This window comes from Paenibacillus sp. Y660 (genome assembly GCF_057221575.1).
This window is the reverse complement of record NZ_JBXBBJ010000029.1, coordinates 12607-29361: the sequence shown is the minus strand read 5'-3', so window position 1 is coordinate 29361 and position 16755 is coordinate 12607. Positions and strand designations below refer to the sequence as shown.

Sequence of the window (16755 nt, the reverse complement as noted above, 5' to 3'; positions counted from 1 at the left end):
GGGCAAAAAACAACGAAGCCGGCCCGAGGAGTAGGCGAAAAATCACCTATCACAAGTGCTGCGGAGCTACGGTTCTTCTATGCATATGGAAATTCCGTTCCAAAGGCGAATACGCAAGAAAGGGCTGTTCCCTTCACGCTTTGTCGTATTCCTAAATGTATGGGTTCCTTTAAAATGGCAGACCTATCCTGAGTCCTCTGCACACAGGCAGAGCTTTGGCGCTATTCAATTAGCAGCTGCGCAAAGACCTAACTCGGATATAGTCTATCACACTGAACCCTCCGTTCATTTAAATTAGGAACAGTGTAGCACAATCAATCGCCAAACGGCAAGTCGTAACTGAAAAAATAATGGGATAATTTAGGAGGTGTTCCAATCCTGACGCAGCGTAAACAGCTCCTTCAGCGCTTCCGTCGAAAGCTCAGTAATCCAGCCTTCGGAGCTGGAAATCACATTTTCGCTAAGCTGCTGCTTATTCTCCAGCATCTCATCGATGCGTTCCTCAAGCGTGCCGAGCGAAATGAATTTATGCACCTGGACATCGCGTGTTTGCCCCATGCGGTAAGCGCGATCGGTCGCCTGATTCTCGACGGCGGGATTCCACCAGCGATCGAAATGGAACACATGATTAGCTGCTGTCAGGTTCAGCCCGACTCCTCCGGCTTTAATGGACAAAATAAATACGTTAGGCTGCTCGGCAGGCGGCAGCGCATTCGATTGGAATTTCTCGATCATTCGATCCCTCGCCAGCTTGGATGTGCTGCCATTCAAGTAAAGGATCGGCTCCTGCAGCTCTTGCTGCAGCACCGCTTTCAGCAGCTCTCCCATCCCGATATACTGCGTGAAAACAAGGCAACGTTCTCCCTCGTCCCGCAGCTCTCTCACCATAGCGAGCAGCCGTTCGAGCTTTGCGGAACGGTTGATTAACGTCTCCGTATCCATCTCCGCGCCAGCCGAAGCGGATACCTCAACAATCTGCTCCTTCGCCAGAAGCATCGGATGATCGCATATTTGTTTAAGCTGCATAATCGCAGATAGTATGGCGCCTTTGCGTTCAATACCTTCAAGCTTTTGCATGCGGTCCATAAGCTGATTGACGGTTTGATTATAGAGTGCGCCCTGCTCGGCTGTCAGGTGGATATAGGTTTTCATCTCGTTCTTTTCCGGCAAATCGAGCTGGATTGCCGGGTCCTTCTTCTTGCGGCGAAGCATAAACGGCTTGACGAGCTTTTGCAGATCTGCGGTACGCTCTGCATTGTGTTCTTTCTCGATCGGGTTGCTGAATCGCTGCTGAAAACCATGGGCGCTGCCTAGAAATCCCGGGTTCATGAAGTCATAAATCGACCACAGCTCCGACAGGCGATTCTCAATCGGCGTACCGGTCAGCGCGATGCGATGCTTGGCTGACAAGCTGCGCACCGTCGCGGACTGCTTGGTTTGGGCGTTTTTAATATTTTGCGCCTCGTCAAGGCAAATCGCTTCCCAAGTGAAATTCTTCAGCAGCTCCTGATCAAGCGTTGCCGTTGCAAATGAAGTAAGAATAACATCGACATGCTGGATTTCCGCATGAAATGCATCGCCCTCCAGGCGTCTGCTGCCATAGTGAAGCATAACGCTCAGCGATGGCGCGAATCGACTGATTTCCTTCTGCCAGTTGCCGAGAACCGAGGTCGGGCAAATGATAAGCGCAGGAAGCCGATTATCCGTATGTGCTGCGCATTCCTTGAGATTCAATAAATAAGCGATAAGCTGTACGGTTTTGCCAAGTCCCATATCGTCAGCGAGACAGGCGCCAAGCCCGAAGCGCCGCAAGAAGGACAGCCAAGCAAAGCCCTCGCGCTGATAAGGACGCAGCTCTGCCTTCAGCCCAGCAGGGACATCAAGCACAGGCCACTCCGACTTCTGGCTGAGCTGGCTGACGAGCTTCATCAAATGCTCGTTCAGCTCGACCTCCAGCTGGATGCGCTGCGCTTGCTCCAAGTCTTGTTCAGGCTGCTCATCCTCTTGCCCTTCGCTGCTGCTTAGCAAATGCAGCTGAAGCACATCTTGAAAGGACAGTCCCTCGGAGCGGTCTATACCAGCCATCGCTTTACGGATCTGCGCGAGCAACGCGGGATCAAGCGATATCCATTGACCGCGGAAGCGGACCAGTCGCTCATTGCGGGCAACCAGCTCGTTGAATTCAGTCTCGGAGAGATCGGTCTCGCCGATCGCGATCCGCCAGTCAAAGTCAATCAGCGTATCCAGTCCGAACAAAGACTCGCCGGTACTCTCGGCACGGGTGCTGACCTTGGCGCGAAGCCGCGGCTTCTTGCGGCTCGCGGTTTCCCACCATGCGGGAAGCAGCACCTGCCAGCCAGCTTCCAGCAGCCGTGGACTGTCCACAGCTAGGAAGCGCCATGCAGCGTCATTTGCCATGGGGGCGTTCAGCAGATCCTCTGCATGCCCGGAAAGCCGCTCTTTAGGCAGGCTGGCGCGCAGTCGATTCAGCCAGCCGGCAGAGCGCTCGCGCACAGCATTCGTCCAGGAAGCGGGCCATGAGCCGAATGCTTCCCCTGCTTCCGACAGCCGAACCGGCGCAAGCACCGCTTGGTCGAGCTTGTCCTGCAGAACGAGCTTAAGCTGCCAAAGAGTATTCATTTCCTCTGGCTCTATGAGCTGCAGCAATGGACGGAAGGGGGCTTGATCGGCTTTCCAGCCTATCGCGATGAGCCACGCCTGCGCATCCAAGCCCGCAGACGATGCGTGATTCTTCGCGAAGAGCAGCGGATATTCTCTTCGCAAATCGGCCGCAGTCGTTTCTGTCCCATACCAAACGTCGAATAGGGCAGCAGAGAATGCCGCTTGCAGCCCTTCCCGAGTCGCGTCGTCCGCGTTAGCAGCCTCAAGCGCTGCTTGTATTTGCTTCTGTAACGCCGCGTTATCCCAAGTCCATTGCAGCTTGCCCGCCCTGTAGGCAGAGAAGCTTGGCACATAGCGCTTGGCTTCGATTTCCGCAGCCAGCAAAGGTGCAAGCAGAACGAGCTGCTCCGCAAATTCTCCCCAAACCCACTCCACATGCTCAAGCAGCTTCATTTCCGCGAAGAAGGGAAGAACCTGCTCGGCAGGAAGCAGAACGAGCTCCAGTCCCTGAACCTGCTGAACCGCAAGCTCCGTACCGTAGAAGGAGGCCTCGTGCCAGGCGAACAAGCTTTGCTTTAAGCGGAGGCCGGTTAAATAGTCGTCCGTGCCGCTTATGCCATATAGAAGGGCGTCGCCATGCGTCGTTAAATTAACATGAACCGCAATGGATTTTGTATGTATGCTCATGGAATTAGTTTTCCTCTCCGGAGCTCCTCCTGCAAGGCGCGAAGCCGACTGTTGCGTGAGGCGAAGGCCGTAATATACGTTTCCCAGCGCTCCTCGTCCTTCATTTTTTTGTATAGCTTAGCGAGCCGTTTAAACAGCTTTACCGCCGCTTTGTAGCCGTCTCTATTTTTGAGCAGAACATATCTCTCCGCTGCCTGATGAAAGAAGGGAAGCAGCAGCTCAGGCGCATGTTTCTCGATTGGCGCAAATACGCTGACGCGATACTCCAGCGGCTCGCTGCTTGTACTTAGCTGATAGTCGATCCACTGCTGCCATTTGGCGTGTCGGAGCAGCTTTTCTACATAGATGGCGTTCGTATAAGGCAGCATCTGAATAAGCGGCTCCCACATTTGCTGCTCCGCACCGGGAATATGTTCAATGACGCTATCCCAGTAGTGATAAAAGCTTGTCAAACTATTCAGCCGTTGATTCTCCATAAAAGGAGCAGCGGCAACAAGCCATTTCCTTAGGCGCTGCCACTCCTTTGCCTCTTGTATCACGGCTAGCATCGGGAACAGATCCTCGGGACGGACGGCGATGCTGCCGCTCATTTCCTTCAGTTGTGCAAGCGCTTCTTCATCGCGGCGCAAATAGAGACATATCCAGCTTTGAGCAAGCAGCCACGGGTAACGGGAAAGCGTTGAGCCAAGCTCATCCGGTGCCTGCTTAAGCAGCTGCAGCTCGTCCGCAAATAGACTTGAATCATGCTGATAGGGGGAAATCCAAAAGCGCCAAAGCGAGATATACGAATGGTAGAAATATAGTTTGGTGCTGGCTTCCGTCAGCATTTGCCCTCGCAAATAGGCGAGTATGTCGTTTATGCGCTGCCAGTAGCTCGGCTCATCGGCGACTTCAGCCTTATTTTCAAATATGCGCTCAAGCGCCTTCACCATATCGGAAATAGCGGCATGCGTGTGAAAGCCGATAAAAGAACCCGGCTTCGAAGCATGGTTCGGTGCCTTGTTCAGCAGCATCGCCAGAACATAAAGGTGGGCGCTCAGCTCGAACAGGCCACTGCTGGCAGGAGAAAGCGCAGGTTTTATTTGGTTAATGGACGATAAGGCTTCCTTAACAAAGGAAGGGTTCCGGGTATGATCAGCCAAGTAGGCGGTACGCTGCTCAAACAGCTCGTGCCACTTGGCAATGCTCATGGTATCAATTGGTTTCATGAAGGATAGGTCTCCCGAGCGAATTAGGTTTATTTTCGAATAAGGTTATTATATCATTTATCTAAAGAAGCTAGGCGAGCTATTGAAGAAGTTGGACTTGCGGTATAATTATTTTTAATATCCAATTTCTCTTTACTTTATGATATATTAAGAAAAAAGTAATTTCTAAAAAAGTAATTTTTATGAAAAGTTGATGGGCATGGGGGTACTTATGCTAGGTTATTTTAAAGATTTTGTATTGAACATATTTATCATATGCTCCCCGCTAGCTTTATACCCGTATATCCATAAAACCAAGAGCAACGTGCTTCTTTATCGTTTTTTCGTGAGCATCCTCTTTTCGCTCGCCATTATGATGACGATGTCTTTTCCCATTAATTTAAATGGCTTAATCTATGATTTCAGGTCGATTCCACTCGCAATCGGCGCACTTTATGGCGGACTGCATGTATCGATATTTTTGTATGTGGTGCTCATGCTGTATCGCAATTTTCTTCACAGCCCAAATGAATGGGTGTATGTCATCTCAATAATCCCAAGCTTTGTCGTTTATCTTTTCCTGTACAAACGCTTTCGTTCATTACCAATCGTTCGGAAGATAGCTGTGGTCATCTTGTATTGCTCGCTCATTAAGCTGTTAACCTTTTCGACGTATCATTTATTAACAGGGCAAATGGAGATGCTGTTTATAAAGCCAACGGCTACCTTGCAAACATATGTGCTCCAAGCTATAATTGCGGGGATTTGCGCATATATCATCCATATTCAGGATCAATTTTTTCTGATGCAGGAGGAGATGGTCAGGAGCGAGAAAATGAAAATTGTCGGTGACATGGCCGCATCCGTGGCGCATGAAATTCGAAACCCGCTTACCACCATTAGAGGGTTTATTCATTTATTTGCTACAGCTAATCTCGAAAATGAAAAGAAGGAAACCTATAGAAAAATATGCTTCGAGGAACTAGACCGTGCGGAGCTGATTATTGCGGATTACCTCTCGCTCGCCAAGCCTGATCCTGAGGTCGTCGAAGCGATCAATATCAATGAAGAAATTCATTACTTATCGAATGTACTTATGACCTATGCGAACTACCACAATATTCAAATTGATGTCGATACAACAGAAGAGCATGATTTTCACATACAAGGAGATCGATATAAGTTCCGTCAGGCACTCATCAATATTGGTAAAAATGCGATCGAAGCCATGCAGGGCGGCGGTTTATTAGAGCTTAAAACGGACATTCGCAATGATCATGCCCTTATCATATTAAGCGATAATGGGAGCGGAATGGCGCCGGAGCAAATGAAGAGGCTTGGCACGCCTTATTACTCCACTAAGGAGAAGGGAACAGGCCTTGGAACGATGGTTTCCTTTAGCATTATTAAGAAGATGAACGGAAAAATCGATATTAAGAGCGAGCTGGGAATAGGTACGGAGTTTTATCTCAGCTTCCCGAAAGCGAATTGAAATCTTTTTTTTGATAAAATTTTCATCCTGCTAAGATTATCGCGCCGTTCGTGCTATAATTAAGAGGTGCAGTCAATAAAAATCATTGACTATGGTAAAGGAGTCGGAAATATGCAGGTAGTATTTGAAGACTGGGATCAAAAGGTTAAAAAGACGTTTAATGCGACCAGCAAGCAGGTTGTATTGACCGTAACCGAGGCCGGTGATCTCTTGGGCCTTACAAAGGACCAGATGAAGGTGTATGTGCTTAAGCATAACCTGACGAAGGTTGCGATTAATCGCAGCGTCCACAGATATCTATTACTGAAAAGCGAAATAGATGAGATCCTAGGAAAAGCCTAATATGTACGATCAGCCACAACCTCCGCTGAGGTTGTGGTTTTTTGTTGTTTCATAAAACGCGAGGCATGCTGCAATTTTGTACATAATTACCATCGATTTTGTGAACTATAGGAATGGTACATACATGCATGGGGAATGGGGTTGTTCAAGATGACGACTATAGGCGTAGCAGCTGCGGCTATCTTGGCTTCGCTGCTTCTTGCTCTTCTTGACATGGGCGTATATCGCGAATCCTTTGGACTTGCGTTCCATAAGCAGTCTCTGGCTTATAATAGCTGGCAAACCTATTTGATCGTAATAGGTGCTTTTATCCTTGCCCTAATTCAAGATTGGCGAAGCCATAAACGTTCTAAAGGCACGCAGCATTCGCAGCGAATAAGAGGCGAGCAGCACCGCGATAGGAATAAGCGATGACCAATAAAATGACTATGTTTCAAAGCTATAGCCTCATGCTTGTTTTACTATTAGGCACGTCAATCCTCTTTGGGACTCCAAAGCTGGTGCCGGATGTATGGCTGGTTCAAGTCATTACCATCGTTCCAGCGCTCTTATTGTTTCTGTTCTATACGACTATGGTTTCTTCAGAGTCGCCGAAAGGGCTGTACGCCCTCTTGGTTGCAGCTTGGGGCAGCATACTTGGAAAAGCGTTTGTACTGTGCTACACCATTTATTTTCTATATATTGCAGCACGGAATGTTAGGGATATGCTGGAATTAGTCATGACCACGCTATTGCGCATAACGCCACAGGAGATCGTTGTCGTGCTGTTTGTACTCGCAATCGCTTATGCAACGTATGGAGGCACGCTGGCATTAGGAAGGTTATCGGAAGTTATTATTGGACTGATTTTTTTGTTTTTTATTGCAATAGCTGCTCTTTTGCTCTTGAGCGGGTCGCTAGACGTGCAAAAAATGCTTCCTTTTTTGTCCAAAGGAATCGTCCCCGTTATCAAGACTAGCTTCGAAAGCTCCTTGTGGTTTCCTTATGGGGAACTGATCGTGTTTCTCGTTTTGTGTCCGCGGATGGGCGGGAAAAGCTTATTTCGCAAGGCTGGAGTGAGGGCGGTTATAAGCGCAGGCATTATGTTAGCCTTCTCTGATTTGCTGCAAATATGGTCGATGGGAATGGAGTACGAGAAGTATTCGACTTTTCCGCTGCTGGATGCGGCAAGGCTCATTAATGTATTGGATTTTATAAACCGCATGGATGCTCTTGTTGCCTTGATCACTATTTTCGGCGTTTTTTTAAAATGCACCGTTTTTTTATATGCAGGCGCCAAAGGGTTGTCTTTCGTATTTCGGAGGTCAAGCAGGAATTATATCTATCCGCTCGCCATGTTGATTGGAGCAATGTCAATCATCGTCACGAAAAACTTTGCTGAGCATTCGGAGGAAGGGCTTCATTTTGTGATCTATTTCCTGCACATTCCGTTTCAGTTTGTGCTTCCGCTCCTTACGGGAGCTTTGATTTGGATTCGATCTAAACAAAAGGGAGGCAATGCGAGTGAACCGATCAAACCAACCTTCACAAAGTCAGATGGATAGTCAGTCTATCCAGTCGATCGATCAAGTTCGCTCCTATGTAACGGATATTTTCGGGAGTACGGACGACCTTGCCGTTGTGGCGGTTCGTGTCGGAGAAACGAGCGGGCTGCTCTGCTATTTGGAGACGATGACGAGCGTCCCTTTTATTATGGATAATATCGTAAGGCCGCTATCGCATATGAATGCAAGTGAAGAGGTTAACACCACCGAGGCGATGCTGGAAGGTTTGATGGAGCAGTATTACGCAGGGTTGTCCTGTGAGCTGATAAACGATCTAAAGGAGCTTGCGCATAAGCTGGTTGCCGGTTATGCCGGCTTAGCGATAGATGGAGCGTCTTCGATACTTATGTTAGACGTGAAGAAGATGGATAACCGAACGGTCGCTGAGCCTACTTCACAGGGCGTCGTAAGAGGGCCAAAGGATGGCTTTACCGAATCCGCGGAAACGAATATGAGCTTAATCCGCAGGCGTTTGATCAATGAGAAGCTGCGCTTTGAAAAATATGCAGTAGGCGCAAAATCGCGTACTGCCGTGTACATAGCCTACTTGGAGGGAGGAGTCGACTCCAAGGTGCTGGATAAGATCAGGAAAAGGCTGCAAATGAGTCAAATGACGAGCGTGATGGATTCCGGCAATTTAGAGGAGCTTCTTAGACCAAGAAGCTTCTCTTTGTTCCCGACTGTATCCAGCACCGAGCGGCCGGATGCGGTTTGTTCTTCCATCCTGGAGGCGAAGGCCGCTATTATTGTGAACGGCAGCCCGTTTGTGCTGGTTGTTCCTGCGGTTATGAACGATTTTTTCAAGTCGCCGGAGGACCATTATCAGTGGTTTGCTTTCGGTACCTTTACGAGGCTATTGCGGTACTTAGCTTTCTTCTTCTCGCTGTTCGTTCCTGCCATCTATATAGCGGTAACGACCTTTCATGCAGAATTGATACCAACGGTGCTGCTGACAAGCATAGTGGCGCAGCGGGAGGGCATCCCTTTCCCGGCCGTTATCGAAATCTTATTAATGGAAATTACGTTTGAAATCCTGCGCGAGGCAGGAACGCGTATGCCTCGGGTCGTCGGGCAAACGATATCCATCGTAGGAGCCTTAGTGCTCGGCGAGGCAGCCGTTCAAGCGGGAATCGTATCGAGCATCAACGTCATCGTGGTGTCGTTGACCGCTATCTCCGGCTTCGCTGCTCCTATTTACACCTTCGGCACCAACGTTCGCCTTTTGCGGTTTGGATTTATTTTTCTAGCTGGGCTGCTGGGGCTCTATGGCGTTATTTTGGGGGCTGTCTTCCTGTTGGTCCATTTGGTTAGAATACAATCCTTCGGCGTTGCTTATCTGTCTCCGCTCGCCCCGTTTCGGGCCAGCAATCAGAAGGATGCGATCTTGATCTTTCAGACACCCTTGCCCGATGAGAGGATTGGAGGGGAGAGCCGTGAATAAAGCAGCTGGACTTCTTCTTGCCGTATGTATGTCAGCCGCCTCGCTTTCTATCGCAGGCTGCTGGGACAGTACGGAGCTGAATAAAACATCCCTTATTACAGGGATTGCCTTGGAGCCCGGAAAACATGGCAAGCTGCGGCTCACCGTGGAGACGATGATTCCTAAACGGCCGGAAGAGAGCAAGGAAACAACGCCGTCCATCGTGCAATCCTTGGAAGGGAATTCGCTGCCCGATCTTTTGGTTCGGTTCAACGAAAGCTTGGATCGCAGCCTGCTTATCTCCCATATTGACGTTATTATCATCGATGAACGGTTGGCTCGCCAGGGGATTCAGCATTTATTGGACCCGCTGCAGCGCACGAGATTTATTCGGGAGGATGTCTTAGTCTTACTCTCGGAAGGCGTTCACGCCTCCCAAATTTACAAGGTTCTTTATCCTAGGAACTTGCAAGCCTCCTCCAAAATTGTCTCTCAAATAAAGAGCTACCGTTCCTCAAGGGGAGGTGTTCCCCAAAGCCGGCTATACGATGCCTCGGGAGCCTTTTTGGCCGAAGGAAGAGAGCTGATACTTGGTTCAATCTCGCTTAAGGGCTCCATGAAGGGTGCCGATAAAATAGAAAGCATTAAGATGGTTTCGCCGAAGGCATCCATCGTCATAACCGGAGCGGGCATCTTCTCAGAGGACAAGCTAAAGGGCTTCATTTCTGTCGAGGAAAGCAGAATGGTGATGATGGCGAGCAATCAGGTTAAGACGACGATCCTTGCCATTCCGTATCGTAAGCATGATGTGTCTATCCGCCTTCGTCATATTGATTCTGATATCAAAGCTTTCGTGGATGAGGGGAAAGTGAAGCTTCAGGTTAAGCTGGAGGCAGACGGCGCGGTTTCAAGCATTGACGAATCGATCGATATCACGAAGATTTCGGGCTACGAGTTGCTGGAGAAGCTGGGCTCGGATTATTTGGAGCAGCAAATGAGCGAAGCGATTCGAAGCATACAGAAGAGGTTCGGCTTGGATGTATTCGGCTTCGGAGAGCACATGTATCGTATGCATTATGCGCAATTCGCTCCGCTCGCCGGAAGATGGAATGAAGTATTCGCGAGCACACCAGTAACGGTTAAAGTCAATATTCGGATTCGTCGCTCCGAATTGAAGACGAACCATATCAGAAACGAGGGAATTGGGCCTTAGCTCACATGATCTGGAAGAGATAGGGACGTTAAAAGGAGGATATGGCAGGATGTTTTCGAATAGCTGGCAGTAGTTTCCGCTCATTCCTCCTTAGACGGGATTATTAGATATAGCGCAGCCTGATGCGGTTTTCCAATAGGTTTAGCATTCGTTATACTTATATAGACCGATTGGAAAACATAAGCTGGAGGGTGATTTTACTTGACTTACATGGACATGTTAGGACGTCGGAGCATTATTTTGAAGCGGAATATTGGCAATTTAGTCATTAAAGACAACAAGCAAGGATTAAGCGCGCAGGAAAGCAATTTTTATCAAAATATGATTAAAGAATGGCATCAGAACGAGAGCGAATTGAACGCGGTTCGAAAGCACCCGTGATGGATAAGCAGGAATAAAGGCCATGGAAGGGGTTGTTTTGCAAGGCTATAGCCTTGTGAAGCAGCCCTTTTCATTTATATGGATAATAAGCAAAATCAACTTCGCGAGCAATATAAGGTATAATACATAGATGATGTGTTTTGGCAGAAATAGATAAACGGAGGTTTCTTGCTATGTTGGCGGTTGATAGAGCGGCGTACCTCACGATGGATGACGGTCCTGCCGAAGATTTTATGGAGAAGGTCGAGTATTTGAACGGAAAAGGAATACGGGCGATTTGGTTTTGTGCCGGCGAAGCGCTGGAGAGGTTTTGGGAAGAGGCTAAGCATGCGATTAAGACGGGACATGTGATTGGCAGCCGCGGCTACGATTGTGCTGACTTCTCTGCAATCAGCTTATTGGATGTGAGAGGACAGCTGGAGCGATCCGATAGAATAATAGAACGGTTATATGCGGAGGCAGAGGTTGAGAGGCCGTCAAAAGTATTTCGATATCCGTATGTGCAGGATGAGACGAAGGATGAGCATTTTGCAGCGATAGAGCAGCTGTTGGAGCAGCTCGGTTACCAGCACCCATCCTTTGAAAATATTCAATGCGCTGCGCCAAGCGAGGCGAGCCTGAAGCCGGGAATCCATGTTTCTTGCACGCTGGATACTTTTGATTTGGGATCGGACGGCGCTCTATGCGAATCGAGCGATTCACAAGCCTCTAACGGAAGTGAGATCATTATGATCCATGACTGGATCTCGGCGGGGCCTTTCAAGGCGCTCGTAGATAAGCTGCTTGCGAGGGGTGTGGCCTTTAGGCTGCCGAAGGAAATGAGCCTGAATGTACAATTGATTTAACACGAAGACTCCTCCGATTCGGAAGACATCTGCAGCAGAGCTTCTTCCAGTGTTTTTGAGTCATTCGCAAGCCTTTTGAGTTCAGTAATTTGACCGTTGAAAATGGTTCTTCCGTGATCGATAACAACTATGCGATGGCAAATATCCTCAACAACGTCGAGTCGATGGGAGGACAACAGCACGCCTGCCTTCTGATCATTGGCATACCGGGTAAGAAAAGATTTAGTCCCTTTAGTTGCGACTGCATCGTAGCCTGTCATTGGCTCATCCAATATTAATGCGGGAGGATAATGGATGACTCCGGTAATGAGCGCGACCTTCTGTTTCATCCCATTGGAAAGGGTCTTAATAAACTCATTCCGCTTATCGTTCAGTTGGAAGGCGTTCAGCAGAGCGTTCATCCTCTCTTGCACGATTCGGTCGTCAAGTCGATGCAAGCTGGCAGTAAAGCGAATCATCTCCTCCACAGTTAGCAAGGGATAGAGATAATAATCAGAAGGAACATAGCCTAATTTCCCACTGTCACAACCCGAGTTTTTCCTAGATGTGCCCTTGTTTTCAACAGGAGCTATAGTTATTGATCCTTCAGATGGCTGCATGAGTCCTGTTATGCATTTCAGCACTGTTGTCTTGCCTGCACCATTATGGCCAAGAAGGCCAACAATCTCTCCTTGCCCCACCTCGAATGCAACTTGTTCAACGGCAGGCTGCTTGGTCCCTTTATATTGAAATGAAATATTGCTTACTTGAATAGCTGGCATTATAGCTTCCACTCCTTCCACCAAGTTCTTCTGAGCAGCCATGCCGCTGTGGCGCTCCATAAGGTACAAGTTAGCACAAGTCCCAGCAGAGAAACCAAGAAAAACATACTTTCATCAAGTCGTTTGCCAAACAATAGGGCTCCGCTCGTTCCGATAATCGTGATGTTGAAGAGCTCGAAAGTTCGAGTCAGCAATGACTCCAACAATCCCGCTTTCTCGGAGGTGTTAATTCGAGATTCATCCTCCCAGTCGAATCTGGGGAACATAGCAGTTGAGACCACTGTGCCTAGGCTGGATATTACATTAATCAGCAGCATACTGATTAAACTTACGCCGAACATTGCAGGTGTAATATCCATAACGGCTGCGAGTATGAGAGTCGAGAACAAGACTAGACCGGTAATCAGGGAGAGATGAAGCACCAGTTTGGAGATAATTATGGCATGAGGCTTACGCAAGTGAGCGAGCAGCACGGACATCATCATGCCTTCCGCATCTACGCTTGTTACCCTGGCCACAAGATCGCTGGCGAATGATGCTAGGAATAACTGAGCAGCGAATAGAGCTGAGAAAGAGAAGGCGGAGTACTCTATCCATCCTAATTCGCGTACTGCAAGTCCAATTCCGCCGAGTGCCATGAGAACCATGATAAAGGCCTTTAACTGAGGGATGACTCGGTAGCTGTCGCGTGAGAGGAGAATAAGATCTTTGAGCACGAGATTGCGAACTCGATTGCTGCCGCTAAAGATGGCGGCAAGACGTCCTCGAGACCTCCGAAGCCCTTCCGGCAGATTCGTTTGCAAGGCTAGTAATTTGCCCTCATTCTTCGCTAATAGCAGCCAGACGAGCATCCACAAGATGAGGACTACAAGGAAGAAGATAATCTCGCCTTTATATAACAACCAGTTGGTCGGAATGGCCATTGTCTTTATGAGTCCAAGCCACCCTGTCATACTGTTCATCTCAAACGGAAACAAGGAGGAAATATCTCTCTTCACCGTCCACTTCACGATCATATAACACACGGAGGAAACGAACAGTGACTTTGCAAGGAAGAATGCTAGCTCGGAGCCGAGGGAACGCTTACGGCTAGGGTTGTAATACAAGTAATTCAGCAGCAGTACGATGGTTCGAAGGGCTAATGCCCCAGCTGCTAAAGCAAACAATCCAAATGTATACCAGCCTACTGGGATTGAATTAGCGAATATTTGATTGAAAGATATGGATGCTCCTAGTACAACTGGCACGAGAGAGAAAAGGAACTGCCAGGGAAAGACGTCTATCAGCTTAGCTAGCTGCATGATCGTAATACGGCCGTGATGAACGCTAATAAACGCCCAATCCTTGGAGTGGAAGGCTCGAATATAGGTCTCTTGATAAGTTCCGCAAGCGAACGTCACTCCGAGGAACAGGTAGATAAACGAGAAGGCAATGCTAATGTGGTCCCATTCCGGAACAAGACCTCCTGCTCTGCTTAACAGGAAGAGCGCGTGGAACAAATAATAGGATAATAAAACGACAAGAGTTGGCGCGCCAATGAATAAACATACAATGTGATAAGTATTGAACCGAGCTGATACGCTGAATTGGCATACAAACCAGCGGAAGTAAAGCAGGTGCTGGAGGTGAAGCATCGTTAATAATTCCCTCATTCTTTACCTCATCCTGACTAAAAAGTATAGTAAGCAGCGATAATCTTGAATGACGCATCCTGTCCAAGCTGCTTAAGAATATAGCTTCGTATAAATTCTGTATTTCATATTTCTTTTCCAGCCTCATTATATTACAGTAAGTTCCAGTAAACTACTGATATAATATGAATATTTTGTATGTAAAACCACTATCGTTACCTATTAATTTGGGATCTCAGGAGAAGCGGTTACAGCTGGTTTTCTATTTTGTATTCAGAGTACACGCACTCTTCTTTGATCTGACCGAAACAAAGTAAGCGCTTTATACGTTTAATAAGCAAGAACGTTTTTTATAGGAGAGGGGTTACCTCAGATGAGCTGGATTCCCGCGGAAAGAAGCAGTGGGTGGTGGCTGTTAGCCGGAGCATCTTCCTTGCTAGTCAGTATTTTATTGTGGATTATTCGCTTTCTCCTATTAGGTCAGCCATTTACCGGTATGCATGCTTTTCGATTTATGGTGCTAGCTATTATACTGTCCTTTTTATTCAGCTTTACTGGCTGGCTTGGGGCGAGGCGGCTATGGCTGATCTCTAACCTTGGCTTGCTGCTCGGTCTCATATTAATGGCTGTATATTCGCGAAATATGACGGGCTGGGAGGATCTGGTCAGCTTCCTTGTCTTCCTTGAAGCGGTGGCGGCAGGCTTTGTTATAGGCTTGATCATTGAGGGCGTCTTTCTCATTCGGAGATTCACTAAAAAATAGAGAGCAGTCCATATCGTGTACAGACAGCAGCACATGAGCCGACCTCGGGCGAGGTCGGCTTTATTTGTATTCACTTGACTGAATCGAAGCTTGGCGTATAAGACGTCCTTTGTTCTAAATGGAGGGAGCTGCGGGAAAGCTGGGGTTTGCTTCATCCTGGTACATAAACAGTCCATATTCCGTCATAACCGAGGAATAGCCCATTTGACGCAGCATAGCAGACAGATTGCCGCGGTGGTACGTTCCATGATTCACAACCTGTATAATAAATTCGGAATATCTGGTGTTCAAAATTCCGGCGTAAGGATTATCCAAGACAACCTCTTTCTCCAGATCCTCATGCTCGCTAATAAGCGTTTTGAATTTGACAGACAATTCGTTGTACTTCACTTCCAGCTCCTCAAGGCTGCAAGCCTCCGCATCCTCTTGGATTTGAATAGAAGCTTCCATAGCTTCATTCATGCTTTTACCCATTAGGATGTCCAGCCAACCGCAATCAACTTTGTATATATGGGCCATGACCTTCGAGACCGAAGAGAACACGCTTTGAATTTCTTGATTGTATAGATGGCGAGGAAGCTCCTTTAATCGATTAAAAATAATTTGATTTGCCCATACATGAAAGTCGTAAAATCTCACCGTGTGATGTGTCATTTTTATTACCTCCGGTTTTTGTATTTATGTATTTTACTTATGAATTCATCTTACTATGGTAACGCTGACAACATTATGTCAGGGTTGTAGAGCCGAAATGAAGAATTTATACGGCGAGAAATCAAAAAGACGACTTCAATTATGGCTGAGTTGAAAGTCGTCTTTAAGGTTTTATATAAGCAAATGGTTATGCCTTATGAATATGGTGGTCTTTTCTCGTTGTATCGCATGCTATAGCACTTGCACGCCTTCCAAGGCGACCTTAATTCTTCCATTCGTCTCCAGAACCTTGACCTTTACTTTGTGGCCAGGCTGATACTGTGGATTGTTCACCATATCAATGACTGTCTTAACGATAGCGCGGTAAGGCTCCGCATGCTCTCTTGGTATCGTTAAACCAATAAAAACCTCGGGATACCCGTTAATTTCCGTATTGGTTTGCCGAATGGAGCTTACAGTGGCATCGAATGGAATGCCGTTCTTCAAAATATGTTTGACTTCAAGGTTATCTTGGAATGATTGCCTGATGACCATGAAGGCGAGCAGGCAAAGCGGAAATGAAATTAGGATGACGACAACCAGGGATATGTTTTCACCAGTACTCACGAAGCACCAACTTTCATAGATCAAGATGGGCGTTGCTTCTTAAAATGTTATGGCTTATCTAATATCTTATCTAATACTATGAAAAGCATAGCATAACAAGCACCACTTGGAAATATTTCCAAGGTCTTATAATTGAATAGGTACTAAAGCAACTGTGAAAAAGGACAAAAGTCTATTCTGTTCAAAACAAAAAGACTGTTTCGTATGGTCATTTGACCTGAAACAGCCTTCTTGAAGACCAAATACCTATAAAATGACATGTCGTGTTAGAGGAAGGGGGTTCTTTTCACGAAGCTTTGAGCGAGATGGTCGGCATGCAAATCCTTATCGTTCTTCTTGTAATTTTCCAATACATCAATAAGATAATCGTCGGCGGGGTTGTTGGAGCGGAAAATAAACTGCTCGCTATTCTCGATATGCACATCATGGCCGCACTGCTTCAGACATGCCTCATAATCCTGAATCGTAGGCTGCGTATTTTCTTCTAAGTAGATGAGCCCGGTAAGCATCTTCGTTTCCGTGCCGTGAATAATTTTGAAATGGACGGTATATTCTCTTTTCACGCCTATTCCTCCTCGGATTCATAACGTAAAGTGTTGTTATTATT

At 47.3% G+C, this 16755-nt stretch carries 16 protein-coding genes; 9 read left to right on the top strand and 7 right to left on the bottom strand.

Annotated elements, in window-relative coordinates:
- Positions 1–360: 360 nt before the first annotated feature.
- A complete protein-coding gene (locus AC2TDN_RS22720; RefSeq protein WP_484690262.1) occupies positions 361–3309 on the bottom strand; it encodes a DEAD/DEAH box helicase in 2949 nt (982 codons plus the stop codon).
- Positions 3306–4517 (bottom strand): SWIM zinc finger family protein, encoded by a 1212-nt coding sequence (locus AC2TDN_RS22715; protein WP_482067913.1) that lies wholly within the window; start codon positions 4515–4517, stop codon positions 3306–3308. The genes AC2TDN_RS22720 and AC2TDN_RS22715 overlap by 4 nt, the downstream gene beginning before the upstream one ends.
- Before the next feature lie 211 nt (positions 4518–4728).
- Between AC2TDN_RS22715 and AC2TDN_RS22710 the strand changes: the two genes are divergently transcribed.
- The 8 genes from AC2TDN_RS22710 to AC2TDN_RS22675 all read left to right on the top strand — a co-directional run bounded on the left by AC2TDN_RS22710 (position 4729) and on the right by AC2TDN_RS22675 (position 11733).
- Positions 4729–5988: an ATP-binding protein gene (locus AC2TDN_RS22710; protein WP_482067912.1), complete on the top strand. Its 1260-nt coding sequence runs from the start codon at positions 4729–4731 to the stop codon at positions 5986–5988.
- Positions 5989–6099: 111 nt separating this feature from the next.
- The gene (locus AC2TDN_RS22705) at positions 6100–6330 is read left to right on the top strand and encodes a hypothetical protein (RefSeq protein WP_053373130.1); all 231 of its coding nucleotides are present in this window, start codon (positions 6100–6102) and stop codon (positions 6328–6330) included.
- Positions 6331–6480: 150 nt separating this feature from the next.
- A complete protein-coding gene (locus AC2TDN_RS22700; RefSeq protein WP_484690261.1) occupies positions 6481–6744 on the top strand; it encodes a hypothetical protein in 264 nt (87 codons plus the stop codon).
- On the top strand, positions 6741–7874 hold the full coding sequence (locus tag AC2TDN_RS22695) for a GerAB/ArcD/ProY family transporter (protein ID WP_484690260.1): 1134 nt from the start codon (positions 6741–6743) through the stop codon (positions 7872–7874). Before AC2TDN_RS22700 ends, AC2TDN_RS22695 begins: the two co-directional genes overlap by 4 nt.
- A complete protein-coding gene (locus AC2TDN_RS22690) occupies positions 7834–9315 on the top strand; it encodes a spore germination protein (protein ID WP_484690259.1) in 1482 nt (493 codons plus the stop codon). Before AC2TDN_RS22695 ends, AC2TDN_RS22690 begins: the two co-directional genes overlap by 41 nt.
- Entirely contained in the window at positions 9308–10507 is a 1200-nt protein-coding gene (locus AC2TDN_RS22685) for a Ger(x)C family spore germination protein (RefSeq protein WP_484690258.1), read from the top strand. The genes AC2TDN_RS22690 and AC2TDN_RS22685 overlap by 8 nt, the downstream gene beginning before the upstream one ends.
- A 201-nt stretch (positions 10508–10708) precedes the next feature.
- Positions 10709–10888 (top strand): hypothetical protein, encoded by a 180-nt coding sequence (locus AC2TDN_RS22680; protein ID WP_482068016.1) that lies wholly within the window; start codon positions 10709–10711, stop codon positions 10886–10888.
- A gap of 173 nt (positions 10889–11061) precedes the next feature.
- Positions 11062–11733: a polysaccharide deacetylase family protein gene (locus tag AC2TDN_RS22675; RefSeq protein ID WP_484690257.1), complete on the top strand. Its 672-nt coding sequence runs from the start codon at positions 11062–11064 to the stop codon at positions 11731–11733.
- On the opposite strand, the gene AC2TDN_RS22670 is transcribed toward AC2TDN_RS22675, so the two are convergent.
- Positions 11730–12494, bottom strand: a complete 765-nt coding sequence (locus AC2TDN_RS22670) for an ABC transporter ATP-binding protein (protein WP_482067906.1) — start codon at positions 12492–12494, stop codon at positions 11730–11732. The genes AC2TDN_RS22675 and AC2TDN_RS22670 overlap by 4 nt on opposite strands.
- Positions 12494–14146 (bottom strand): hypothetical protein, encoded by a 1653-nt coding sequence (locus tag AC2TDN_RS22665; protein WP_484690256.1) that lies wholly within the window; start codon positions 14144–14146, stop codon positions 12494–12496. The genes AC2TDN_RS22670 and AC2TDN_RS22665 overlap by 1 nt, the downstream gene beginning before the upstream one ends.
- A gap of 352 nt (positions 14147–14498) precedes the next feature.
- Between AC2TDN_RS22665 and AC2TDN_RS22660 the strand changes: the two genes are divergently transcribed.
- Positions 14499–14888, top strand: coding sequence for a hypothetical protein (locus AC2TDN_RS22660; RefSeq protein ID WP_482067904.1), 390 nt, complete (start codon positions 14499–14501; stop codon positions 14886–14888).
- Positions 14889–15002: 114 nt separating this feature from the next.
- Here AC2TDN_RS22660 and AC2TDN_RS22655 read toward each other — a convergent pair whose 3' ends face one another.
- The 3 genes from AC2TDN_RS22655 to AC2TDN_RS22645 all read right to left on the bottom strand — a co-directional run bounded on the left by AC2TDN_RS22655 (position 15003) and on the right by AC2TDN_RS22645 (position 16711).
- A complete protein-coding gene (locus AC2TDN_RS22655) occupies positions 15003–15542 on the bottom strand; it encodes a DinB family protein (protein ID WP_482067903.1) in 540 nt (179 codons plus the stop codon).
- A 231-nt stretch (positions 15543–15773) separates the two neighbouring features.
- The gene (locus AC2TDN_RS22650; RefSeq protein WP_482067902.1) at positions 15774–16148 is read right to left on the bottom strand and encodes a hypothetical protein; all 375 of its coding nucleotides are present in this window, start codon (positions 16146–16148) and stop codon (positions 15774–15776) included.
- Positions 16149–16414: 266 nt separating this feature from the next.
- Positions 16415–16711 carry a hypothetical protein gene (locus AC2TDN_RS22645; protein ID WP_482067901.1) on the bottom strand — a complete coding sequence of 99 codons (297 nt, stop codon included), beginning with the start codon at positions 16709–16711 and terminating at the stop codon, positions 16415–16417.
- Positions 16712–16755 lie beyond the last annotated feature (44 nt).

Bases quoted from the DNA above. Each gene is read 5' to 3' on its own strand.
- AC2TDN_RS22720 (WP_484690262.1), bottom strand. From the start codon at position 3,309: ATGAGCATACATACAAAATCCATTGCGGTTCATGTTAATTTAACGACG.
- AC2TDN_RS22715 (WP_482067913.1), bottom strand. From the start codon at position 4,517: ATGAAACCAATTGATACCATGAGCATTGCCAAGTGGCACGAGCTGTTT.
- AC2TDN_RS22710 (WP_482067912.1), top strand. From the start codon at position 4,729: ATGCTAGGTTATTTTAAAGATTTTGTATTGAACATATTTATCATATGC.
- AC2TDN_RS22705 (WP_053373130.1), top strand. From the start codon at position 6,100: ATGCAGGTAGTATTTGAAGACTGGGATCAAAAGGTTAAAAAGACGTTT.
- AC2TDN_RS22700 (WP_484690261.1), top strand. From the start codon at position 6,481: ATGACGACTATAGGCGTAGCAGCTGCGGCTATCTTGGCTTCGCTGCTT.
- AC2TDN_RS22695 (WP_484690260.1), top strand. From the start codon at position 6,741: ATGACCAATAAAATGACTATGTTTCAAAGCTATAGCCTCATGCTTGTT.
- AC2TDN_RS22675 (WP_484690257.1), top strand. From the start codon at position 11,062: ATGTTGGCGGTTGATAGAGCGGCGTACCTCACGATGGATGACGGTCCT.
- AC2TDN_RS22670 (WP_482067906.1), bottom strand. From the start codon at position 12,494: ATGCCAGCTATTCAAGTAAGCAATATTTCATTTCAATATAAAGGGACC.
- AC2TDN_RS22665 (WP_484690256.1), bottom strand. From the start codon at position 14,146: ATGAGGGAATTATTAACGATGCTTCACCTCCAGCACCTGCTTTACTTC.
- AC2TDN_RS22660 (WP_482067904.1), top strand. From the start codon at position 14,499: ATGAGCTGGATTCCCGCGGAAAGAAGCAGTGGGTGGTGGCTGTTAGCC.
- AC2TDN_RS22655 (WP_482067903.1), bottom strand. From the start codon at position 15,542: ATGACACATCACACGGTGAGATTTTACGACTTTCATGTATGGGCAAAT.